Genomic DNA, 22,360 nt, shown 5'->3' with positions numbered 1-22,360 from the left:
AATGGTGATATTATTTTTATTAATTGGGATTTCAATAGGAATTAGTATAGAAACTGTATTAAATAAAAAATCAAATAGAGTAAAAGAAGATTTAATTAAAACCTGTGAGGAATTAATATTAGAGCATGACAAGAATATTAAATTATATGATGAATATGTTGAACTCTTAGAAGGTGAATATATTGAAAGCTATAAGAAAGCTTTGGATGATACTTTAAAAGATAATATAAAGTTAAGAAGAAAATTAAAAGCTTATGAGTAGAGGAGGTATAACTCCATGGACATTAAAGATTTATTTAAACAGTATAATGACTTGCAAATAGAAATAAAAGAATTAGAACAACGAATTACTAAATTACGAAATAAAAAAATCAAAATAGAACATGATAGGGTTAAAGGATCCAGTGATGCATTTCCTTATATCGAAAGAAGTTTTACCATAGAAGGATATAATTATCCTGAAGCTGATAGAAAGGAAGAAAGACTGATTAAATTAAATGATCTATTGTGTATGAGAAAATCTAAGTGTGAGGATTTAAAGCTGCAGATAGAGGAATTTATATTTAATATTCCAGATAGTAGGACAAGGAGAGTTTTTCATTATAGATATATTGATGGATTGGAATGGTTACCTATAGCTATAAGAATGGGTAAAGTACACGAGAGTTATCCGAGGAAAATACATGATAGATATTTGGAGAGCTTAGGAAAATGAGCGAATTATTTATTAAATATCAAGATTAATAAAATAAATTTAAGTTTGGGCGGTTTGGGCGAATTAGATATGTTAATATGGTAGTAAGTGAAGATGTAAATATTTGGAAGTGATGCCTCCTTTATATTATTGAATTAGCAAAGGGCTTACTGTTATGGTAGATCCTTTGTTGTACATAACAGATACTAATTGTAAAAACCTTTTATATTTTACTTTATACTTTAGAAAGTAGTGTTTGAGCCTATTGCAAATTATAAAATTGTATAAAAATGGAAAATTTAGAGTGTTTTAAAATTCCTTTTATATTTTACTTATTTTTATATTTTACTTATTAGCTGGACTAAGGCCTTGGAAAGCAGCCTTAGTGTCTAGTAATATAAACTAGACAACATGGAATTGAAACAGAAGATATGGATACTATAAAAAATACCAGCCATAGCTTACGTCCTGATCCTATGTTCCAGCTAAATACGAACATATAAATCACTCCTATTAAATTTTAAATTGTATTAATTATATTATATGGCAAACAGTTAGAAAAGAAACCTGTATTTATTACCAAAACTAATTGTCATAATTTGTCGAACGATTATTGAAGGATTTTCTCCTTTTCTGTCGAAGTATTATTTATGGAAAGGGGAGGAAACAGATGAGCTCAATTGGAATAACAGTATATGGAGTGAGAATACAGGAAAGTCAAACTAACCAAAACTATTTATTAAATAATTTAGAGGGAGAAAGTTTTTTTAATATATTTATTAAGTTTATGAAAGAATATAGTAATGAGTATTCTAATAATGGAAAGTTAGAAAAAATTTTCAAAATTGAAAAATATAATTCAGGAGTTTATAATGAGAACCATACAGAATTGTATGATTACATAATAGGTCAAGTAAAGACTGGAGCATATGGGTATTCTGCAGAAATAGTAAATACAAATACAGGCATAATTAAATACAATAAGGAAACTGATGATGCAGAAGTCATGCCATTCTTCTTTACCCTTTGTATACCAAGAGGTAAAGCTGATGTAGGGTTATTGATATTGCAAACACATGGAATTTACGGAATAAAAACAATTTTTACTGAATTCTTAAGCGAGTTTTTAAAGGGAATTCAAAGCGACTATAATCTTATTACAGGCAATGTGGCGCCAATAGCTTATATAAACAGATATTTAAAAGAAGCAGAATTGCAAAAGATTAGATTTATTAGATATAACATACCCCATGATCCAGCCAACCAGATAGCTATGAATAATGGGGTTAATGCTGAATATGATGAATATATACTACATAAGCCAGTTGGCTTTTTAAAGCGAAGAGGTCAGGAAATTCAGCAATGTATAAGAGGGCAAAGAGCAGTAAATCATGTGATAGAAATTCAAAATTTTGATTATGACAATATAAAATTAGATTTCAAATTAGGTAAGAAGAGTAAAACAATTAACCTTAGTAATATTGATAATTTGGTTATTAATGAAGACATTACAGATTTAATAAATCTAATTGACGGACATCCTACTAAAGAAAGTATAGAGCCAATTTTAATAGAAACGTGTACTGATTATTTAAAGGATATGGGACTAATATAAGAAGGTGATAAATTGTCTAATTTAATTAATGTATTGAATTCCTTTTTCTTTAATCCATATATATGGATAATTATAAGTGTTATTTGTCTATTAGTCTCTAAATTTGTATTTAAAATCGATTATGCTAATTGTTTTGAAATAATTGAGAAACATATTGATAATTTTCGACATAGAGATACTAAAAAAATATTAATTGTACCTTTTTTTATACATTTTTTTCTTCCCGCCTTAGTAGCATTGGGAATAGTTAACATCACCATAATAAATGCTGAAATTATAAACAATGTGACTGTGATTTTATCCATACTAACTTCTATGTTTTTTACTTTGCTAGTATTAGCAATAGACATGAAAAGTAAAATTGAAATCAGAGATAAAAGTCAAGGGATTAAGGTTTTAGTTTTAAAGAAATTAATAGTTGAAACATACTATTCTATTATGTTTGAAATTTTAATATCAATTACTCTTTTGATATTATCATTCATTCATATGTTTACTAAAAAATATGGTTATATTTCAAGTTTCATTATATATTATTTACTATTTTTATTAATAGTTAATTTATTTATAGTATTAAAGAGGATTTTTATAATTGTAAATGACGATTTGAGCCAAGACCCATAGTCCAGATGCAAATTATCAATCATAATTTACACCTGGACAGAGATGAATTTTTTAAAGATAAGAATAATTGCTTGTAGGCATCCAAATAGGGCGTGTTTTTTTATATATAAAATTAAGATATGATATTAAAAAAAAGAGGACCATAAATTAGTCCTCTTTTAGTTTAATGATAATCTGGTTATTGGCAGTATCAATTACTTTCTCAGTGGGTAGAATATTACCATCTGAATCAATAAATCCACATTCACGAGCTTCAGTTGCACCGATATTTACTGTATAGCTTGATATGTTTCCATAACCATTTTTTTTAGGTGATAGTTTGATTGGTTTTATTTCCATAAATAATTATCCTTTCTTGTATAATTTGTAGGCAGATACAACAGATATTAATGCGATTATTACGGCAACGATATTAAATATAATATTTACTTCTACAAACAAAGATATTACACTTAATATAAGATTTAAAATTAAAGATATGGTTAGTATAGTCATTGATAATATGGGTAAGATAGTGTAAAATATATTTAAAGAGGCGAGGGGATTTCTCCCCTCTATTTGGGACTTATTCTAAGGCTCTCATCAATCTATCTATTAAACCGATTACGGCGGTTATCAGACTTATGATTGATATTATCAGTCTTATTTTAAGTTCCTTTTCTTTGTTATTTTTCCTCTTTTTCTTCTTACCCACTTCCTCACCTCCTAATTATATTATAGCATAGCGTAACGCTATTGTCAATAGTTTTGGTAAATTTTTCATAAATATTTTTATTAAATCGGACATCCAGTAGGGTGTCTTTTTCTTGTGGTAAATTAGAGAAAGGAGAATATAAATGTCAACAGCATATGTAGCTTTTCTTTATTGCTTAACAGCACTATTCCGAGTAATAACAATAATGCTTATAATAACAGGAATTATAATTTTAAAAGATTATCTGGATATAGAGAATATGGTTAAAGAAAGTAAAATGATTTTTCCAGCTAAGCCGAAATTACCGCCAATACCAAAAGAGAAAATAAGGAACGATGTAAATGAATAAGAAACCATTAAGACCATGCAAGAAAATAGGATGTCCTAATCTAACTAGAGAAGGGTACTGTGAAGATCATATACAAGTAGCAGAAGAACATAAATCAATAAGAAATAAATATTATGATAAATATGTAAGGGAAAAGAAGTATACTGATTTTTATAACTCAGATGAATGGGAAAGAGTAAGAGAAACTATATTAATAACTTACCATGGAATAGATATATATGCTTATTATATAAATAAAGAAATAGAATTAGCCAATACAGTTCATCACATTGTAGAGGTTAGGTACGATTGGGATAAAAGATTAGAATTAATAAATCTATTTCCTACAACAGAAAAAAATCATACTAAGATACATCAGTTATATAAGAAAGATAAAGAGGGAACTCAGAGGCTATTGATGGAGTTGTTAGAAAGATTTAGGAGGGAATACAACATACCCCCCTCCTTTTAAATGTTTTTATAGATGCCTAAAAGACCGAGATGCGTCAATAGCTTAAACAAAATTCCCTAAATGAATATTTTCGAGGAGGTGAGAAGGTGGCTAGACCCCGTGAACCAATCGACCTTTTAGTAGCAAAAGGAAAAAAAAAATTTAACCAAAAAAGAAATAGAAGAAAGAAAGGCTCAAGAATTAAAAGTTGATAATGATAAAGTTGAAGCTCCTTCTTACTTACCAGATGATTTAAAAGAAGAATTTAATAGAGTTTCCGATGAATTAATAGCAATAGGTATTATGACAAATTTAGATTGCGAAGCTTTGGGGAGGTTTATAGTATCTGAAAGCCAGTATCAAAAAGTTACAGAAAAGATACTAAAAATGAAAACCATAGGTCCTACTTATATAGAACTTATAAAGACACAGGAAAGGCTATTTAAAATGTGTAGACAAGCAGCAAGTGATTTGGGATTATCTATATCCAGTAGAGCAAAATTGATGGCACCTAAAAAAGTGGAGGTAAAAAAAGAAAGTAAATTCGATAGGATGTTTGGAGATGTATGATCCATATCCACTAGACTATCCTATTAAAAAAGAGTTAATTGGATACTCCACTGATGTTATAGATGGAAAAATAATAGCTTGTCAAAAACATAAATGGGCTTGTATGAGATTTCTAAGAGACTTAGAGAGAGAGGGAACGGAGGGGTTTCCTTTTTTATTTAATGAAGAAAAAGCTTTAAGATTTTTAAATTGGATGAAATTATACAAGCATAGAAAAGGTGTTTTGGTTGGACAAAGAATCGACCCCCATATTATACAGAAATTTGTATTTGGAAATATATATGGGTGGGAACATAAAGACACAAGACACAGGAGATTTAGAAAAGGATATTGGCAAGTTGCTAAAAAAAATGCTAAATCCCAAAGTCTTTCTTGTGTAGCAAGCTATGAATTAATGGCAATGGGAGCAGGGAAAAGCGAAGTTTATTGTGCTGCTACAAAGACAGACCAAGCTAAAATAGTTTGGGAAGAAACAGAAGCAATGCTTGACAATTGTGAGGAATTAAAGGGAAAATATAAAGTTGCGTACAGTAGGATAATACACAAAAAAACAGGCTCAGTAATGAGAACTCTGTCTAAAGAAGATAAAAAAACAGGGGATGGGCTTGACCCTCAATGTGGAATAATTGACGAATATATGGCTAGCGAAACATCTGAAATACACGACGTTATAGAGAGTGCTATGGTTGCAAGGGCAGAGCCTTTACTCATGATTATAACAACAGCAGGATTTGACTTAAATGTACCTTGTTACGAAGAAGAATATATGTATATGTCAAGTATACTAGACCCGAACAACCCTATCGAAAATGATGGCTATTTTGGAATGATAAATGAATTAGACAAAGATGAGGAAGGTAATCTGATAGATGATATCAATGATGAGAGGATATGGGAAAAGGCAAATCCAATAACTTGTTCGTATCCCGAAGGGAGAAAAAATCTAAAAGATTTATTGATAGCAGCTCAAGATGTTCCTGAAAAAATGAGGTCATTTTTGACTAAAAATATGAATATCTGGGTTAATGAAAAAAGACAGGGATATATGAATATGGCAAAGTGGGCTTTATGCGGAAATACAGAGAAGAATCCATTTCCTGATGTTACAGGATTACCTGTTATAAGTGGAGTGGACTTGTCATCAACTATTGACCTTACAAGTGTTAGTTTCGAGATACAACTGCCTGACAGCAGAATAGCTGTTATGTCTCATTCCTTCATGCCCGCTGATAAATTCCATGAAAAGATGAAAAGTGACAAGAGACATTATGACTTATGGGAAAAACAAAAATGGTTGACAGTAACCCCTGGGGCAGTAGTAGATTATAACTTTGTTCTAAAATATATTGAGAACACCTATGAAAAATACAACTGGATAAAAGGAGAAGTTTGTTTTGACAGGGCCTTGGCTACTTGGTTAATGACACAACTAGAGAATAGAGGATTTACACCTGTAGATATACCACAAGGTATGCTTACCTTGTCAGAACCTACTAAAGATTTTAGAACACAAGTCTATAGCGAAAATAAGAATATAATACATGATAATAACCCAGTATTAACTTGGGCAATTAGTAATGCGGTTACTAGAAAGGATCATAACGAGAACATAATGCTAGACAAGTCTAAGTCACGTGAAAGAATAGACCCCATAGCTTCATTAATCAACGCTCATGTGAGAGCGATAAGTAAATTTAAAATAGTGGAAGAAGATATATTCTATAGTCCAGATATATAAGGAGGCGAGACATTGAATGTATGGAATAAAGCAGTTAATTATATAAAGAACATCCGCAGAAGCATAAGAATAGTTGTAAAAAATTATGGATCGGCCTTTAATTTTTCTAATACAGACTTAGCAACTAATGAAACTATATTTGCTGCAGTATCATTATTAAGTAATACTATGGGCAGTTTGCCTTTAAAGCTTTATAAAAACTACAATGCAGTTAAACCTGAGGATGATAGTTTAGCTCAAATGATTGAATACAATCCATATTCATACTTAACAACTTTAGAATGGGTTAGAGTTATGGAGACTTTAAAAAACATCAAAGGTAACTCTTATGCAGTAATAGAATATGACACAAGTTATCAGCCTATGAATTTGCATATATTAAATCCTGACTTTGTGGAACCTGTTATAGAAAAAGATACAAAGGATCTATGGTATCAAGTAAGAGACCAAGATGGATTGGTGTATATTCATAATACAAATATGATTCATTTTAAACATATTTCAACTAATGGATATAAAGGAATTAACCCGCTAGATGTGTTAAGAAACACTATAGATTATGATAAAGAGGTTAAGGAATTTAGCATTAATCAAATGAAGAATGGATTAAAAGCTAACTTAGTAATTAAATTATCGTCAAAACTAAATGAAGAATCCATGAAAGAATACACCGATATGCTAGGAAGGTTTCAAAAGAATGGAATCTTATTTGTAGATATGGGCAAAGACTTTCAAGAACTTAAAAATTCACAATTCATAGACCCTAAAGTATTTGATGTGGAAAACATCACTATAGCAAGAGTAGCAAGGGTGTACAACATACCTTTACACAAACTATTAGCAGAAAATCAAAGTTATGCAAGTGCTGAGCAAGCTGACTTGGAATATATCAAAGACACTATATTACCAAGCGTTAGGCAAGACGAACAAGAATTAAATAAAAAACTTCTAACAGAAGATAGGAAAAATCAAGGATACTCCTTTAAGTTTAATCTAAATGGCTTAGCCAGAGCAGATATGAAAACTAGAGGAGATTTTTATTTTAAAGGTGTCAGGAGTGGGTGGTTTACTCCTAATGAAGTAAGAGCATTAGAGGAATTACCCCCATTAGAGGGAGGCGATGGTCTTTATATGAGTGGTGACTTATATCCTATCAAAGAATTAGGTAATAGAAAGAGGTGATTAAAATGGAAAAAACAAAAACAGTAACTAAAGAACAAATAGATGAAATTCTTAGCAAGTCTCAATTTAAAGAGTTTCATAGAATCTTTGATAAACAATGCGTAGTGGTGGCATTATTGCCCAATGGATTTACTATAGTTGGAGAATCTGCTTGCGTAGACCCTAATAATTATGATGAAACAATAGGATATGACTTAGCTGTTAGGGATATAGAAAAACAATTATGGATGTTAGAGGGTTATCTATTGCAGAATAGAGGTGAGAACAATAAATAAGTTTTGGGAAGTTAAAAACGCAACAGAGGAAAATACAGGAGAGATTTATATCTATGGTGATATAGTCTCCTATAAGTGGTATGAGGAAGATACTACAGCTAAAAGTTTTAAAGAGGATTTAGACGCATTGGGAGATGTAGATGTACTTAATGTGTACATTAATTCTCCTGGAGGTTCCGTATTCCAAGGTCAGGCTATAGTATCAATTTTAAAAAGGCTAAATTCTAACATTAAAGTTCATATAGATGGTGTAGCCGCAAGCATAGCTTCTGTAATAGCAATGGCAGGACATACTATTCATATGCCTAGCAACGCTATGATGATGATACACAACCCTTGGACATGGACATATGGAAATGCAAATGAACTTAGAAAGCAAGCTGATGATCTAGATAAGATAAGGGAAAGCATGATTTCAATGTACTTAGATAAGGCAGGAGATAAGCTTGACAGAGATACATTGATAGATTTACTTGACAAAGAAACATGGCTAACTGCTCAAGAATGTTACCACTATGGATTATGCGACGTTGTAGAAGAAGAAAAGGAAATTGCAGCAAGCATAAACATGGATATGTTATCCAAGTATAAAAATACACCAAAAGAATTACTAGGAAGAAAGACAGAAAAGTGTAATGAAGTTATCAATGCAAATATTAAAGATGAAGAAATTGAATCTTTAATAGCAAGAGTAAACAATATTATAAAATTTGAGGAGGAACGTATTTATGAATAGGTATCAATTAGAACAAATGTTAGCAGGAGTAGGGCAAGAGTTAGATGTAGCAAATAAGAAATTAACTTCTATGTATGCAGATGCAAAAACAACTCTTGAAGCAAGAAGTGAGCAAAAGGAAACAGTAAAGGATTTAGAAGAAAGATTTAATGGTATCAAGTCACAAATTGATGAAATGGATAAAAAAGCTGCAGCTAAATTAAATCAACAATCTATAGAAGGAACAACACCAGAAGAGAAAGTAGTTAAAGCAAAAGCAGAACTTATAAGAGCAGTAATGGCAAACAAACCTGTACCTCAAGAAGTAAAAGCTGCATTAGGTGACAATAACGCTACAGGTGGAGAAAAGATATTACCAAGAACAATGACAAATGAATTATTACATGAGCCATTTGTTAAGAACCCATTAAGAGACATCTCTACATTTACGAATATCACTAATTTAGAAGTGCCTAGAATAACATTTTCCCTAGATGATGACGATTTTATAAAAGATACGGAAACAGCTAAGGAATTAAAAGACTCTACCGATACAGTGCAATTTGGTAGGTTTAAATTCAAGGTATTCTCTAGTTTATCAGAAACAATACTACTAGGCACAGATACTAATTTAGTTCAAACTGTAGAAGCTGCTTTAGAAAGTGGATTAGCTAAGAAAGAGAAAGTTGTTGCTTTTACAAAGTCACCAAAATCAGGAGAAGAGCATATGTCATTCTATTCTGCACAAAATGCAATAAAGGAAGTAGAAGGTGATGATCTATACAAGGCAATCAAAAATGCATTAGCAGATTTAGAGGATGATTATTCAGAAAATGCTACCATAGTTATGACTAAGAAAGACTATTATGACATGATCGAGACTTTAGCAAATGGCAATACAACCTTATACATGGCACAACCAGAGCAAGTGTTAGGGGCACCAGTCGAATTCTGTGACGTGGCAGTAGATCCAGTTGTAGGGGATTTTAGATATTCTCATTATAACTATGACTTGAATATGCTGTATGACAGAGATAAAAACGTTAGGACTGGAATGGAGGACTTTGTTTTAACTGCATGGATAGATCATAGAATCAAATTAAAATCAGCATTCAGAATTGCTAAAAAAAAAGTAACCCCATAGAGGCAAAAGGGCTAAAAACAATGGCAATAGAAAATGAAGTTGACCTAAATGCTTTAACAGTAGCAGAACTTAAAAATATAGCAAAAGAAAAAGGAATACCAGGGTATTCAAATATGACCAAACAACAACTAATAGATGCTATTAACGAGACACCTTAGGAGGTGTTATTTTTATGGAATTAAATAAAGTTAAAGAATATTTAAGAGTGGATGGAGAAGAAGAGGACAATCTTATAACCTCTCTTCTTCTCGCATCGCAATCTTATATAGAGAATGGAACCGGAATCAAAATTGATGATGTTGAACGAAACAAAAACTTAAAACCGCTATATAATTTAGCAACAAAATTATTGGTATCTCATTGGTATGAAAATAGAACTACTGAAATAACAGGACCTAACTTTCATAAATTGAATTTTAGTCTTGAATCTTTGTTTCTACAGTTAGAAGCTGAATATTTGAAGCTAAAGAGAGAGGGTAAGGTATGAATCCAGGAAGATTAAAAGATCGCATCACTTTACAGAGGAAAAAGGAACAAGAGGGTTCTGTTATTGATTTAGATGATTATGAAGATTATATACCTTTATGGTCCGAAGCTAGATTTTTAAAAGGTAGGAATTTTTATGCTGCTAGAGCTGCCAATGTAAAAACTGATGTAGAATTTATTATTAGATATAGAACAGATATAGACGAAACTATGGGGATTAAATTTAATAATAGATTCTATGAGATAGAAGGTATATTACCTTTAGATAATAATAGCATGTATTTAGTCGTTAAAGCTTATGAAGTTAAACATGATATGTAGGTGATGTTATGTCTTATAAAATTAAATCAACAGAAAGCGAAGAAATAGAAGTATTTTTAAATGAAATAATGGGAGTTACAGAAGAAATTGAAGAGAGATTTCTAAAAAGAGCTGCTGAGGTAGTAAAAGGAAATATAGTTAGAAATCTAAATGTTTTAAGAACTAAAACCAATGACCCAGAACATAAACATATGGCAGATGATGTAAACTATAGAATTGTAAAAGATGAATATGGTGAAAAAGTAGCAAGAATAAGAGGAGGTAAAAAAACAGGAACTAAATGGCATTTAGTGAATGATGGAACATATAGAAGTAAAGCAACACATTTTATAGATACTGCTCTGAAACAATCAGATGAGGAAATAGAACAAATATTTGAAGAAGAAATGGAAAGGGGTGGGTTTTAATGGATTTGGTAAGCTTAGTAGATAAAACCTTATCTCCTTTAAAAATACCAGTTTTATGGCAAATAAGACCAGGAAAGTTTCCTGGAATATCATACCACTTCTTTAATGAAAGCGGTATTTTATTTGGTGATGGAGAAGTGGAGAGAATGACAGTATCTTGTCAAGTAGATATTTGGTCGAAAGATGGGCATGAAAATATAAAGAAAGAAGTCAAAAAGTTAATGAAGAAATCTAGATTTTTAGAACCTTATTCTTATGATGGATACGAGAAAGAAGTTAAATTATATCATACAGTAATGGTATTTAATTATCACTATAAGGAAGGTGAAACAAGATGAATAAATTTAAAAAAGCATATAGAATCAACGTAGAACATTTAGTTTATGCAATTATGACTAAGGATGAACCTAGTTTAGTCGATTATGGAACAATAAAAAAGTTATCTGAAGCTATGCAGATACAATTAACTCCCTCAGTAGCATCTGGACAACTATTTGGTGACGGAGTAAAACAATCCTCTATAGCAAAATTGACGGGTATGACGGCAGTATTGGATGTTACCAAAGTTCAAATAGACGATAGGGCAATTATTACAGGAGCAACTTATGAAGATGGGGTGTTAATTGAAGGAAAAGATGATACCGCACCATATATTGCTATAGGCTGGAAGGTACCGCAGGATATGCCTGGAGTAGCAGAATATCATTGGTTGCTCAAAGGCAGGGCACAGCCTTATGCGAATACAGTACAGCAACAAACAGATAACATTAATTATAGTACAGATACAATAACTATAGAATTTGTCCCTAGAGACTTTGATGGCGCAATAAAATATTCTGCTGATAGTGCGGATCCAACATTTACCGAAGAGCAGGCAGCTAAATGGTTTGAAAAAGTACCAGGACAAGTGGCAGTATAAAAAATACTAATCCCTATTTACTTAATAAATTTAATATTGTAGTATTGAGTAAAAAGGGGGGATTGGGTATGAAAATATTTATAAGAACAGAGAATTATGTACCGCCCACGAAAAAAGAGAAAAGATTTATGTTTGTGGTAGTGGCAATTATGATAGGTTTTATATTGTGGGGATTCATAGCCACTTATATAAATGCAAATGCATTTACTAGGTCTGCAATTTATAGGAATGTACAAGATGTTTTTGGATATAAAAACATACATGAAACACAATATCATGAAGAGTCAAAAACCTATTTAGTAAGATTGTATGTTCCTAATAGGGGTAGCAGAAATAAAACCGCTCAAAACGCTTTAGACAAAATAAGGAAAGTATGTATTTTATCAAGTGAAGGGTTGGAAATAGGAAGTGACGTACAAACATTGACATTATTTATTGATAGTGAAGATTGGACTGTGTCATTAAGTACGAGCTTGAAAAAAGATACAATTTTTAATACTGATTGGTATAATATAAAAACTTATGGAGAATTAATGGAATTAACAAATACAAAGGTAAAAAATAGATAGCACCCTGTTAGGTGCTATTTTTATTATAAGAAATGGAGTTGATAAAATGGCTAGAAAAAAGTTCGCAGTAAAACCAATAGAGCCTTTGAGACTAGATTTTCCTGATGGTAAGGCAATAGAAGCTATATTTACTGTAGAAGCCTTTATTTTATTATCAGAAGAATTTGGGGACTTAGTAACATTAGCAAATGAAGAGAAAAGCAAGCCTTATGATTTGGCAGCAAAGCTTTTATATTGTGGGATGAAAGTAATGAATGCCTCTTCAACTTATGAAGAGGCGAAAGCAATTGTAATAGGTGGTGGGCTACCACTAATAGAAATAATATTTGAAAATGTAATGGAAACTTTTGATGGAATGGATATAGATGACTTAGAAGTAATAAAAAAAAAGGCAGAGGAGATGGCGAAGGAGTTCGGTCTGAAATAGATTTTGATGAACTCTATTATTATTTTTGTATAGTATTGAAACAACCTGAAAATACATTTTTTGCTAGTAGCATAGGAAAAGTTGTAAAAATGATAGGAATGTATGCGGACTCACTAAATACTGATGGACAAAAGCAACAGGTAGAAAAAATTACCTCTATGAGTCAGATTGCGGGGTGGTAAAGTGTCTTTTAAGAATTATAAAAGGTCAATTATATTAGATTTTAACTATGAAGAGGTAAGAAAAGGAGTGCCAGAAGCTAATAAGCAGATGGCACTCCTTAATGCTGAATTTAGAAAACAGAGTGAAGCGGCAAGACAATCTGGAGATTCTATAGAAAAATTACAACTTAAAAATGAAACATTTGCAAATAGAGTAAAGATACAAACTGATAAGGTGGAATCTTTAAGGCAAGAATTAGATAGGCTAACTAACTCAGAAAACATTAATGAAAAAGCAATAGCTAATAAAACTATAGAATTAAAAAATGCTGAAACTCAATTAATGAAGTATAAGAGGGAAAGTGAAGAAGTATCAAGAGAACTAAAAGCACAGGATAATATTTTTGGTAGGACTGGAGCTGCTATATCTGATTTTACAGAAAAGACTAAAGCAGCAGGAGTAGACTTAGAAAAGCTAGCTGGAACTATGCAAAAAGTCGGAGCAGTAATGATGGGTATAGGGATTGCAGCAGTAAAAATGGCTGGAACTGTAGACCAAGAAATGGCAAAGGTAGCGACTATTGCAGATACTACTAATATTAGTATGGAAGAATTGAGAAAAGGTGTGATGGATACTAGTAATACCTTTAATATTGCCGCAGCAGAAGTAGCAGAAGGTTTGTATAACATTAATTCTTCCAACATAGATACAGCTCACAGTTTAGAAGTTTTAAAAGAATCTGCATTACTTACAAAAACGGGATTCACTGATATGGGGAAAGCAACTGATATCCTTACTACAATAATAAATTCATATGGAGTAGCAATAGAAGATGCAAATCTTATTACTGATCAATTAGTTATTACACAAAAATTAGGGAAATTAACCGTAGATGAATTAGGAAGCAGTTTTGGTAAAGTAGCAGGATTAGCTTCAACAGCGCAAATACCTTTAGAGGAATTATTGGCAGCTATAGCAACATTAACTACAAGAGGAATAGAAGCAAGTGAAGCTGTTACAGGACTTAGAGGAATAATGGCTGCTGTAATAAAGCCAACTGCAGAAGCAAAAGAAGAGGCTGAAAGACTAGGACTACAATTTAATCTAGCAGCATTACGTGCAAAAGGTTTCTCTGGATTTCTTGAAGATGTACAAAGGAAAACTAGAGGAAATGATGAAAGTATGGCTAAATTATTTGGTAGAATTGAAGGGATTAATAATATGTTTATTTTGGCCGGTGAGGAAGGGGCAAAACTATATGCTGAAAATGTAGATGAAATAACTAATTCAGCAGGTACAGCTAATGAAATGCTGGAAAAGCTACAAACTCCTATTGAAAGACTAGAATCTGCATTTAACACTTTAAAAAATACAATGATAGAATCTGGAAATGGATTAGCACCTCTAGTAAATATGTTGGCTGTTTTTTTAGAATTAGTAGCAAAAGTACCTGCTAAATTAATGACAATTATAGCAGTATTAGGGATGGTAACTTTTATAGTGGGTACTACTGCCAAAAGTGTTTTAGGATTATCTACATTAGCTGATGGATTAGGTAAAATCTTTGGACTTACAGTTAACCCAACAATTTTAAAAGCAGTTGCAATTTTCATGGCTTTAGCGGCTGCTTTCGCAATTATATTGGCATTAATAGTTGCTATAAAAGGCAACTCTAAGGAATTAGAAAATGTAGCGGATTCTGCATCTAAAATCACAGGAAGTTTTCAAAAACAAGCTACAGATATGCAAACTCAAGCAGTTAGAAATGTGCAAGGCTCTCATAAAAGCGGCTTAGGGAGAGTGCCACATGATAGGTATAGAACAGAATTACATGAGAATGAAGAGGTGTTATCTGCTAATGATCCTAGAAACAGAAACAATCCAAATTTCAGAGGCGGACAAGGTAACATATATGTAACAGTACAAGCAGATGACTTACAGGAAATGAGTGATGTTGTAAGGCTGTTTGAAGGCCTAAGGCAAAGACAGAGGGCAGGTGCTGGACGTGTTGACTAAAGTATTTCCAATTAAAAACACAGCCAATGGTTATAGCATAAGAATAATAGAAGCTGAGAGAAGTCCTGTTGATGGGAAAATAACCTACGAAACTAAGAGTCTCAATCGAATGGATAATCCAGAGTATATACAATTAACTAATCTAAACGTGACTATTTCAATAAAAGATAGTAGGGAAACAATATTCAACCCGTCTTACGGAGGGATATCTTGGGAACAAGATATTCCTGACAATGCGATAGTGACTTCTACAAGAATATATTTTACACAAAGACCTTTTAGGCAGGGTGGAGGCAATGGAGGACAACCAGTATACAGTGGAGATATAAGAATAGCTTATAACAAAGGGAAGTTTGTTCCTGGATATGATTTTTCTTTTAGCGATTTAACAAACTATGTACATGTGCCTGTTAGAACAGAAAAAGAATTTTACATGGAAATAAATGAAGATTTAAAAGGTAGCATATTATTAAGAGGATTAGAAACTGAAAGTTTTATCGTTAACAAGAATACGCAAATGAACGGGGTTGGTATAATTAGTTTTGAAGAAAATCATTTGTGGATTATTCTTAATAATAGAATGCATCTGAAACCGTTGAGAGTAGAAGTAGAATATGAATTACCACCTCCATCAAAACCTAGAAGTTTATATCCTGATGGAGATACTTTAAATCCTAGAGGAGATATAAGATTTAGTTGGGCTAAAGAAGATGATCAAGAGTATATAAATTTACAATACTCTACCAATCAAGGCGGCACTTGGACAACATTAACTAACCAGAAGACTAGAGATAATTTCTATATTGTAACTGGAGGAACAATAAAGCATATTGGCAGAGTAGACTGGAGAATTAGAATAGGTAACGAAGCACAAATATATTCCGATTGGACTACTGCGATATTTACAGCAGGAGCAGAGGAACCACAAGCACCGTATCTGGTAACTCCTGTAGGAGATTATATACTAAAAAGTGATGGATCAATTGTATTTAAATGGATTTATAAAGGAGATATAGGGACAAATCAAGCTGCATATGAAATTTCAATTTCCAAAGATAATGGAGTTTTCTGGCAAAGTAGAACATTGAGTTCACCAAGCCAACAGCATAGTCAATATCTGGATTATACAGGTTCTGTCTTATGGAAAATACGAACTAAAAATAATTATAATGAATGGTCACCTTGGAGTGATATAGCACAATTCACGATTATAGATACTCCACCTGCCCCCTGGTTTGCTTATATAGAAAATAAACATATGCCTACTTTATATTGGAATTCTAGTAATCAGGATGTATATAGAATATGGATAAAAGATGATAAAAGAGAATTAGTTTTTGATACTGATGAAGTAGCAGATGCTAATTCTAGAAAATTAAAGTTACCTATATTTTTAAGCTTTGGAAAATATACTTTTTATATTCAAATCAAAAATAATTTCAATATAGAATCTCCAATAAGTGAGCAAACAAAATGGATTAATCCAACTCCCCCTAAGAAACCTGAAATAGATGTATATTCACAAGACTATAGGGTAGTAATAACTGCTAGTGTTGTAAATGGGTTAGTTTATAGAAATAATCAATATATAGGTACATTGAAAGATGGAAAGTTCTTAGATTATACAGCAGGGAATAAGACTATATATGAATACTTTGTTAGGAATGTAGAATATGACAATTACAATGACTCTGAAATCAAGCAGGGACAATGTAATTTTAGAAAAAATACTATTGCAACTATAGATAATCCTGAAGACTTTATAGAGGTATATGTCAATTTAGACAATTTTCCACAAAAAACATTTGATTTTAGACTAGACTATAAGAGTATGAATTTTGCAGGTAGAACCTATAAGGCTACAGAATTTGGAGAAAGCATACAAGAGGATAGATCCTTTACTTTTTATGTAGAAGAAAAAGAACCTATATTGAAGTTAATTAAGAAGAAAAAGGAATTAATTTATAGAGATATAAATGGTGAAGTAATATATGGAACTATAGCTAGTATATCTGGAGAAAAAAGACTGGACGGTTATACTGTAGTATTTACTATAGGGAGGACTAGAGAATGATAAAACTTACAGAAGAACAACAAGGTTTATTACATTTCTCCAGCAATTCTAGGGATATAAGATTTAGATATGACTTATTGAACTTTGAAGAATTTAAAATAGGAGAACTAGACGTTGCAAGTGGTAAGATTGGATTAAATTCTCTAGCCGAAATAAAAAGAACTGGGGCATTTGAAATAAAAGAAAACGAACTAAAGGACGTAGATTGGATTAATTCTAAGATACGTCCTATGTTTATGCTAAAAAATAATGATAAATGGCATGAATGGAGTTTAGGAGTTTATTTAATTTCCTCCCTATCTGTAGGCATAGTGAAGGGAAAATATAGAAAAGTAGAAGCTTATGATGCCAATGAAATATTAATGGAAGATAAATTTATAAATAGGTATTTCATTAAAAAAGGTACAAATTATGTAAAAGCAGTAACACAAATAATTAATAGTGCTGGAATTTATAAAGTAAATATAATTCCACATCCTGGGAAACTAAATTCAGATAAAGAATTTGAAATAGGAGAGAGTAAATTAACTGTAGTAAATGAATTGCTGAGGCAAATTAATTATACCTCTATATTTACAGATGAATGGGGATACATGGTATCTAAGCCTTATGTTTTACCAAATTTGAGAGAAGTGGAATACTCTTATAAAGAAAATGAAACGAGTATTATATTAATTGATTCTACAAAACATTTACTAGATACTTTTAACGTGTCTAATATCTTTGTAGGGACAGTGTCTACTCCTGAGGGGCAAAATCTAAGGTCAGTATATACAAATAATAATCCTCTAAGTCCTATATCTACAGTTAGAAGAAAAAGAAATATTGTAATGCATGAAGAAGTAACGGATATATTAGACCAAGTTACACTTGATAATTATATTAAAAGACTTGCATATAACAATACGAAGTTATATGAAAGGTTAATTTTTGATACTGCTATAATGCCCCATCACAGTTATTCAGACTGTTTATTTGTAAATGGAGATAAATATATTGAAACTGATTGGGCTATGGGATTAGAAACAGGTGGTGTAATGACTCATAATTGTAGGAAGGTGACAAATATATGATTGAAGTACTTGAAAATCCTATACGAGAAACTATAGGAGATAGGATAGCTACAATAGTTGAAATAAATGAAGATGGATTACCTATTATTCAATTTGATGGAGAGGAAGAACCTAGCCAAAAGTTATATCCTATAAGCGGATTATTTAAACCTGAAAAAGGACAAAGAGTAATGATGAAAAGATTTAATGATACTTATATCATAGAATATAATATTTTATATTTGGAAGTAATGGAAGAGCCAAATAGGAATAACTTTGAGGGAAATGTAAATATAGATGGAGATTTAAAAGTAGATGATATTAATTCTAGAGATATAAATTGTAGAGATATAACTGTTACGAGAAGAACTAATATAGATAATTTAAGTGTAACTGGAAAATTAGACTTAGATTCAGACTTGAATATTATGGGGGATACTACTTTAAATAAAACTTTTATAAATGATGAATTGAGTGTTAAAGATTTAAAGGTGCTTAATACATCTATTTTGACTGGCTTAAAAATAAAAGGACCTATAGGTTTTTTTGAGGCAAATCCCACTAACAGAAAATCCATAGATAGACCAGTAGGAACAAATTGGAATCTATATGCTGTAGCTATAGCTGAATTATTAGATATATTAGAAGAGTATGGTCTAATACAGCAAAAAGGATAGGTGATTAGATGAAGCCAAAAGAATTTGATTTTTCTTTAGATATAAAACGACATAAAAGAACAGAAGATATAATTTTAGTCCAAAATGACAGGCAAACAACTAAATTTAATATTAATCTAATGGATGGAAATCATGCTTTTTTAATAGGTGAAAATGCGGAGATATCGATTGTATTTCAAAAATCTGATGATACCTATATAGAGCAGGAGTGCGAATTTATAGGAAATAAGGTATCGGTAATATTGGTAGACCAAGTACTTACAAAGAGTGGCAAAGTTATAGCGGAGATAATCATAAGAAGTGATAATCAAGTATTAACTACAACTAGTTTTGATTTTCATGTAAGAAAAAATATTCTCAATGATAATGCTATAGAAAGTACAAATGAAATAGGGATACTAAACAAATTAATTGATACAGTAAAAGAATTAATTCAAAAAGTGATTAATTCAATTCCCAGAATAGGGGATAATGGTAATTGGTTTATAGGAGATGAGGATACAGGTAAACCTAGTAGAGGTCCTAAGGGTGATAAAGGAGATAAGGGTGAACAAGGTCCTAAAGGAGAAAAAGGAGATAAGGGCGACAGGGGTATTGATGGTATTGGAGCCGTCCATAGCGTAAATGACCAGGTGGGGGATGTCTACCTAACTGGTGAAGATATAAGGGTGAATCAAAATCAACAATGGTCAGTTAGTTATGCATTGAATAGCTTAGATAAAAGAAAGCTAGACAAAGAATCTGATAAAGGCTTGTCTGCTAATGATTTTACAGATGACTTTAAAAACAAACTAAAAGGTATAGAAGAAGGGGCAGAAAAAAACAAAGTGATTTCTGTAGCAGGAAAAACAGGGGTGGTGACGCTTACTAAATCTGATATAAGTTTGGGAAATGTTCAAAACTATGGTATAGCTACTGAAAGTGAAGCCAAAAATGGGGCAACTAATCTAAAATATATGACGCCGATTAGAGTTAAGAATGCATTGGATGACAGATATAATTTTTCAAATGATAATCAGATCGTGATAGGCAACGGTGCGTCATGCAATGGAAACAATATTATCAATCCTGTTGTTATAGGACACAATGCTTCTACAGAAGCCCAACATACTATATCTATAGGCAGCTTTGCTAAATGCACTGGGAGCAATCCCTATAATTCTGTGGCAATTGGTCGGTTGGCAGAATCTACATTATTTAACGGCATAGCAATAGGAACAGGAGCTAATACTGCGGGTGCATTTGCAGTTGCAATAGGGAATAACGCTAAGGCTACACACACAGATGCAGTTGCAATAGGGGCGGATGCTAACGCTGCAAATTCACAAGAAGGTGTTCTGGGTTCATCAAAGCGTACAAATAATTGGAAAGTTCCAGGTTCATTTTTAGTAGGTGGTACTAAAAACTTTGAAATTCCTCATCCAAAGCCAGAGAAGAAAGCAACCCATGTAATTAGACATGGTGCAGTGGAATCCCCTACGGCTGGAGATACCTTATACCGATATAAAATAATTGCTGCCAAAGATAATGATTTAGTTACAATTGATTTACCTGATTATTTCATATGGCTAAATAGAGATGTTCAGATATTCGTAACATCTCAAGGGCATTTTGGTAATGGATATGGGATATTAAACAGAGAAACAGAACAGCTTGAAATTCACTGTGAACTTGAGGGGGCATATAACGTACTTGTAATAGGTACCAGAAATGACGACCATCAATCCGTACAAGATTGGTACATCAAAGGTGTCGAAAGAGAAATAGGAGAATCTTGGACGGGAGAAACGTATGTATTTGAAATTGATGAGATTATGGAAGTGGAAGAAATTACGGAGGTAAAGTAAATGAATATAATTATAAAAGAAAGTAAGATACAATTTAAAAATCCTCAAATTGGACAACCAACTCGGGCAATAAAAGAACATTATAATGGCAGACGAATAGTAGCTGATATAGATGGTGAAGAAAGAATGTTAAGATTTAAAAAAGACGAAATGCCTTTTGTAGCTGATGAAGATGATATGATTTTAGCAATAGAGCAAAGATTAGTAGTAGAACAATAATACTAACAAGGGCAATAGACTAGAGATAGTCTTTTTTGTTTCCTTTCTTATCATTGTAATAACTAAATATTTATGATATAACCTATGTATATTTACATTTACATAGGGGGGATAGAGTGGGAAAGAAAAAAATAGAAAAAGAAATGCTACCAAGATATTATCAGTTAGCTAAAGAAGAGCTAGGGATACAGGAAGTTTATAATGAAAATGAAAACTTATTTTGTTTGATTGAAATAATTAACAGGCTAATAGATCCTGTGAATAAAACTATTAATGTAAATGGAAGACAAGTGAATGTTGAAGATTATAGAATTTATTTAAATAATAAATTATTGCATGAAGATAAATATATGGAACATGATTCTTATCCAGTATTTAGTATATATATTCCATCTTGGATTTCTATGATGTCATTAACAATCAATGTAATTACTGGAAATGAAATATTTAAAATTATAACTATAGCCATAATGGTATTATATGTATCATTTCTTGCAATATCTCTATCAACGGGTGGTTATTTTAAAAGAAGGACTTATATAAATAACATAGGTTTCTATAAGGTGACTTTGGATATATTACAAAAGATATAAATAAAGAACTTGCTTAGGTGAAGTGCATCCCAAAAGTTAGACAACAAAATTTAACTTTTGGAGGTGCATTTTTTAATGCAAATTTTGGAGGTGTAAAAGTGGAAAATAAAATATGTGAAGAAAGGCATAAAAGAATTGATGAAAAAATATCAGTACATGAAAGAAGAATAAATAATCATTCTGAAAGACTAGATATAATAGAGAGAGTAAATAGCAGATTAGAAGAAAGGTTAGATGGATTAATCAAGCAGTTAGCATCATTAAATTCCACAATGAAATGGTTCATGGGATTACTTTTAGGAGGAATAGTATCCTTCTTTTTTTATGCAGTTCAACAAGGATTATTTAAATAGAAAGGAAGTGAAATTCATGGTAAAAGTACACATGGATTTTGGCCATGGGGGAAAGGATCCAGGTGCAGTGGGAGATGGGTTAAAAGAAAAGGATATTACATTGTCTGTAGGGTTAAAAATAGGAGAAATACTAAAAAGGCACAATGTAGAAGTATCATATTCTAGAACAACAGATACATTTATAGAACTATCTGATAGAGCTAAAATG

At 31.6% G+C, this 22,360-nt stretch carries 31 protein-coding genes; 29 read left to right on the top strand and 2 right to left on the bottom strand.

What is annotated here, in order from left to right:
• The first annotated feature begins 1 nt into the window (after position 1).
• The 4 genes from BUB33_RS14300 to BUB33_RS14285 all read left to right on the top strand — a co-directional run bounded on the left by BUB33_RS14300 (position 2) and on the right by BUB33_RS14285 (position 2,933).
• The gene (locus tag BUB33_RS14300) at positions 2-262 is read left to right on the top strand and encodes a hypothetical protein (protein WP_072977695.1); all 261 of its coding nucleotides are present in this window, start codon (positions 2-4) and stop codon (positions 260-262) included.
• 15 nt (positions 263-277) lie between these two features.
• The gene (locus tag BUB33_RS14295) at positions 278-715 is read left to right on the top strand and encodes a hypothetical protein (RefSeq protein WP_072977693.1); all 438 of its coding nucleotides are present in this window, start codon (positions 278-280) and stop codon (positions 713-715) included.
• Between the two features lie 649 nt (positions 716-1,364).
• On the top strand, positions 1,365-2,309 hold the full coding sequence (locus tag BUB33_RS14290; protein WP_072977690.1) for a hypothetical protein: 945 nt from the start codon (positions 1,365-1,367) through the stop codon (positions 2,307-2,309).
• 12 nt (positions 2,310-2,321) lie between these two features.
• The gene (locus BUB33_RS14285; RefSeq protein WP_072977688.1) at positions 2,322-2,933 is read left to right on the top strand and encodes a hypothetical protein; all 612 of its coding nucleotides are present in this window, start codon (positions 2,322-2,324) and stop codon (positions 2,931-2,933) included.
• Positions 2,934-3,080: 147 nt separating this feature from the next.
• Here BUB33_RS14285 and BUB33_RS14280 read toward each other — a convergent pair whose 3' ends face one another.
• The gene (locus BUB33_RS14280) at positions 3,081-3,272 is read right to left on the bottom strand and encodes a hypothetical protein (RefSeq protein WP_072977686.1); all 192 of its coding nucleotides are present in this window, start codon (positions 3,270-3,272) and stop codon (positions 3,081-3,083) included.
• 226 nt (positions 3,273-3,498) lie between these two features.
• Positions 3,499-3,627, bottom strand: a complete 129-nt coding sequence (locus tag BUB33_RS16810; RefSeq protein WP_268807690.1) for a hypothetical protein — start codon at positions 3,625-3,627, stop codon at positions 3,499-3,501.
• A gap of 142 nt (positions 3,628-3,769) precedes the next feature.
• Here BUB33_RS16810 and BUB33_RS14275 point away from each other — a divergent pair, with 142 nt between their 5' ends.
• The 25 genes from BUB33_RS14275 to BUB33_RS14150 form a co-directional block, all read left to right on the top strand.
• A complete protein-coding gene (locus tag BUB33_RS14275) occupies positions 3,770-3,976 on the top strand; it encodes a hypothetical protein (protein ID WP_072977684.1) in 207 nt (68 codons plus the stop codon).
• On the top strand, positions 3,969-4,427 hold the full coding sequence (locus BUB33_RS14270) for a hypothetical protein (protein WP_072977682.1): 459 nt from the start codon (positions 3,969-3,971) through the stop codon (positions 4,425-4,427). The genes BUB33_RS14275 and BUB33_RS14270 overlap by 8 nt, the downstream gene beginning before the upstream one ends.
• Before the next feature lie 156 nt (positions 4,428-4,583).
• A complete protein-coding gene (locus BUB33_RS14265; protein WP_200778245.1) occupies positions 4,584-4,976 on the top strand; it encodes a phage terminase small subunit P27 family in 393 nt (130 codons plus the stop codon).
• Positions 4,969-6,714, top strand: a complete 1,746-nt coding sequence (locus BUB33_RS14260; RefSeq protein WP_072977679.1) for a terminase large subunit — start codon at positions 4,969-4,971, stop codon at positions 6,712-6,714. Before BUB33_RS14265 ends, BUB33_RS14260 begins: the two co-directional genes overlap by 8 nt.
• 12 nt (positions 6,715-6,726) lie before the next feature.
• Positions 6,727-7,896 (top strand): phage portal protein, encoded by a 1,170-nt coding sequence (locus tag BUB33_RS14255; RefSeq protein WP_072977677.1) that lies wholly within the window; start codon positions 6,727-6,729, stop codon positions 7,894-7,896.
• 5 nt (positions 7,897-7,901) lie between these two features.
• Positions 7,902-8,171, top strand: a complete 270-nt coding sequence (locus BUB33_RS14250; RefSeq protein WP_072977674.1) for a Gp49 family protein — start codon at positions 7,902-7,904, stop codon at positions 8,169-8,171.
• Positions 8,155-8,907: a head maturation protease, ClpP-related gene (locus BUB33_RS14245; protein ID WP_072977672.1), complete on the top strand. Its 753-nt coding sequence runs from the start codon at positions 8,155-8,157 to the stop codon at positions 8,905-8,907. Before BUB33_RS14250 ends, BUB33_RS14245 begins: the two co-directional genes overlap by 17 nt.
• Entirely contained in the window at positions 8,900-10,030 is a 1,131-nt protein-coding gene (locus tag BUB33_RS14240) for a phage major capsid protein (protein ID WP_072977670.1), read from the top strand. Before BUB33_RS14245 ends, BUB33_RS14240 begins: the two co-directional genes overlap by 8 nt.
• A gap of 20 nt (positions 10,031-10,050) precedes the next feature.
• Positions 10,051-10,188 carry a Rho termination factor N-terminal domain-containing protein gene (locus BUB33_RS14235; RefSeq protein WP_084725489.1) on the top strand — a complete coding sequence of 46 codons (138 nt, stop codon included), beginning with the start codon at positions 10,051-10,053 and terminating at the stop codon, positions 10,186-10,188.
• Between the two features lie 14 nt (positions 10,189-10,202).
• A complete protein-coding gene (locus BUB33_RS14230; protein WP_072977668.1) occupies positions 10,203-10,517 on the top strand; it encodes a head-tail connector protein in 315 nt (104 codons plus the stop codon).
• Positions 10,514-10,837 carry a phage head closure protein gene (locus BUB33_RS14225; RefSeq protein ID WP_072977665.1) on the top strand — a complete coding sequence of 108 codons (324 nt, stop codon included), beginning with the start codon at positions 10,514-10,516 and terminating at the stop codon, positions 10,835-10,837. Before BUB33_RS14230 ends, BUB33_RS14225 begins: the two co-directional genes overlap by 4 nt.
• An 8-nt stretch (positions 10,838-10,845) precedes the next feature.
• Positions 10,846-11,244: an HK97-gp10 family putative phage morphogenesis protein gene (locus BUB33_RS14220; RefSeq protein ID WP_072977663.1), complete on the top strand. Its 399-nt coding sequence runs from the start codon at positions 10,846-10,848 to the stop codon at positions 11,242-11,244.
• Complete coding sequence (locus BUB33_RS14215) at positions 11,244-11,582, top strand: hypothetical protein (protein WP_072977661.1); 339 nt, start codon at positions 11,244-11,246, stop codon at positions 11,580-11,582. Before BUB33_RS14220 ends, BUB33_RS14215 begins: the two co-directional genes overlap by 1 nt.
• Entirely contained in the window at positions 11,579-12,163 is a 585-nt protein-coding gene (locus tag BUB33_RS14210) for a major tail protein (protein ID WP_072977659.1), read from the top strand. The genes BUB33_RS14215 and BUB33_RS14210 overlap by 4 nt, the downstream gene beginning before the upstream one ends.
• A 68-nt stretch (positions 12,164-12,231) precedes the next feature.
• On the top strand, positions 12,232-12,732 hold the full coding sequence (locus BUB33_RS14205; RefSeq protein ID WP_072977657.1) for a hypothetical protein: 501 nt from the start codon (positions 12,232-12,234) through the stop codon (positions 12,730-12,732).
• A 46-nt stretch (positions 12,733-12,778) separates the two neighbouring features.
• Positions 12,779-13,159, top strand: a complete 381-nt coding sequence (locus tag BUB33_RS14200; protein WP_072977654.1) for a hypothetical protein — start codon at positions 12,779-12,781, stop codon at positions 13,157-13,159.
• Positions 13,160-13,342: 183 nt separating this feature from the next.
• On the top strand, positions 13,343-15,337 hold the full coding sequence (locus tag BUB33_RS14195; protein WP_072977652.1) for a phage tail tape measure protein: 1,995 nt from the start codon (positions 13,343-13,345) through the stop codon (positions 15,335-15,337).
• On the top strand, positions 15,327-17,411 hold the full coding sequence (locus tag BUB33_RS14190) for a glycoside hydrolase family 78 protein (protein WP_143154904.1): 2,085 nt from the start codon (positions 15,327-15,329) through the stop codon (positions 17,409-17,411). Before BUB33_RS14195 ends, BUB33_RS14190 begins: the two co-directional genes overlap by 11 nt.
• On the top strand, positions 17,408-18,484 hold the full coding sequence (locus tag BUB33_RS14185) for a hypothetical protein (RefSeq protein WP_084725487.1): 1,077 nt from the start codon (positions 17,408-17,410) through the stop codon (positions 18,482-18,484). Before BUB33_RS14190 ends, BUB33_RS14185 begins: the two co-directional genes overlap by 4 nt.
• Complete coding sequence (locus BUB33_RS14180; protein WP_072977648.1) at positions 18,481-19,140, top strand: hypothetical protein; 660 nt, start codon at positions 18,481-18,483, stop codon at positions 19,138-19,140. The genes BUB33_RS14185 and BUB33_RS14180 overlap by 4 nt, the downstream gene beginning before the upstream one ends.
• 8 nt (positions 19,141-19,148) lie before the next feature.
• Positions 19,149-20,987 (top strand): BppU family phage baseplate upper protein, encoded by a 1,839-nt coding sequence (locus tag BUB33_RS15895; RefSeq protein ID WP_115322160.1) that lies wholly within the window; start codon positions 19,149-19,151, stop codon positions 20,985-20,987.
• A complete protein-coding gene (locus tag BUB33_RS14165; protein WP_072977646.1) occupies positions 20,988-21,206 on the top strand; it encodes a hypothetical protein in 219 nt (72 codons plus the stop codon).
• Between the two features lie 116 nt (positions 21,207-21,322).
• The gene (locus tag BUB33_RS14160; protein WP_072977643.1) at positions 21,323-21,799 is read left to right on the top strand and encodes a hypothetical protein; all 477 of its coding nucleotides are present in this window, start codon (positions 21,323-21,325) and stop codon (positions 21,797-21,799) included.
• 98 nt (positions 21,800-21,897) lie between these two features.
• A complete protein-coding gene (locus BUB33_RS14155; protein ID WP_072976210.1) occupies positions 21,898-22,152 on the top strand; it encodes a hemolysin XhlA family protein in 255 nt (84 codons plus the stop codon).
• A 16-nt stretch (positions 22,153-22,168) separates the two neighbouring features.
• A partial coding sequence (locus tag BUB33_RS14150; RefSeq protein ID WP_143154905.1) for an N-acetylmuramoyl-L-alanine amidase family protein occupies positions 22,169-22,360 on the top strand: 192 nt, incomplete at its 3' end.

Source organism: Tissierella praeacuta DSM 18095, from assembly GCF_900128955.1.
Taxonomy (GTDB): Bacteria; Bacillota; Clostridia; order Tissierellales; family Tissierellaceae; genus Tissierella; species Tissierella praeacuta.
This window is presented reverse-complemented; position numbering and strand designations above follow the sequence as displayed.

Coding starts and splice junctions, on each gene's coding strand:
- BUB33_RS14230 (WP_072977668.1), top strand. CDS start 10,203: ATGGAATTAAATAAAGTTAAAGAATATTTAAGAGTGGATGGAGAAGAA.
- BUB33_RS14210 (WP_072977659.1), top strand. CDS start 11,579: ATGAATAAATTTAAAAAAGCATATAGAATCAACGTAGAACATTTAGTT.
- BUB33_RS15895 (WP_115322160.1), top strand. CDS start 19,149: ATGAAGCCAAAAGAATTTGATTTTTCTTTAGATATAAAACGACATAAA.
- BUB33_RS14205 (WP_072977657.1), top strand. CDS start 12,232: ATGAAAATATTTATAAGAACAGAGAATTATGTACCGCCCACGAAAAAA.
- BUB33_RS14270 (WP_072977682.1), top strand. CDS start 3,969: ATGAATAAGAAACCATTAAGACCATGCAAGAAAATAGGATGTCCTAAT.
- BUB33_RS14200 (WP_072977654.1), top strand. CDS start 12,779: ATGGCTAGAAAAAAGTTCGCAGTAAAACCAATAGAGCCTTTGAGACTA.
- BUB33_RS14290 (WP_072977690.1), top strand. CDS start 1,365: ATGAGCTCAATTGGAATAACAGTATATGGAGTGAGAATACAGGAAAGT.
- BUB33_RS14215 (WP_072977661.1), top strand. CDS start 11,244: ATGGATTTGGTAAGCTTAGTAGATAAAACCTTATCTCCTTTAAAAATA.
- BUB33_RS14250 (WP_072977674.1), top strand. CDS start 7,902: ATGGAAAAAACAAAAACAGTAACTAAAGAACAAATAGATGAAATTCTT.
- BUB33_RS14295 (WP_072977693.1), top strand. CDS start 278: ATGGACATTAAAGATTTATTTAAACAGTATAATGACTTGCAAATAGAA.
- BUB33_RS14235 (WP_084725489.1), top strand. CDS start 10,051: ATGGCAATAGAAAATGAAGTTGACCTAAATGCTTTAACAGTAGCAGAA.
- BUB33_RS14275 (WP_072977684.1), top strand. CDS start 3,770: ATGTCAACAGCATATGTAGCTTTTCTTTATTGCTTAACAGCACTATTC.
- BUB33_RS14180 (WP_072977648.1), top strand. CDS start 18,481: ATGATTGAAGTACTTGAAAATCCTATACGAGAAACTATAGGAGATAGG.
- BUB33_RS14240 (WP_072977670.1), top strand. CDS start 8,900: ATGAATAGGTATCAATTAGAACAAATGTTAGCAGGAGTAGGGCAAGAG.
- BUB33_RS14300 (WP_072977695.1), top strand. CDS start 2: ATGGTGATATTATTTTTATTAATTGGGATTTCAATAGGAATTAGTATA.
- BUB33_RS14260 (WP_072977679.1), top strand. CDS start 4,969: ATGTATGATCCATATCCACTAGACTATCCTATTAAAAAAGAGTTAATT.
- BUB33_RS14225 (WP_072977665.1), top strand. CDS start 10,514: ATGAATCCAGGAAGATTAAAAGATCGCATCACTTTACAGAGGAAAAAG.
- BUB33_RS14185 (WP_084725487.1), top strand. CDS start 17,408: ATGATAAAACTTACAGAAGAACAACAAGGTTTATTACATTTCTCCAGC.
- BUB33_RS14165 (WP_072977646.1), top strand. CDS start 20,988: ATGAATATAATTATAAAAGAAAGTAAGATACAATTTAAAAATCCTCAA.
- BUB33_RS14280 (WP_072977686.1), bottom strand. CDS start 3,272: ATGGAAATAAAACCAATCAAACTATCACCTAAAAAAAATGGTTATGGA.
- BUB33_RS14220 (WP_072977663.1), top strand. CDS start 10,846: ATGTCTTATAAAATTAAATCAACAGAAAGCGAAGAAATAGAAGTATTT.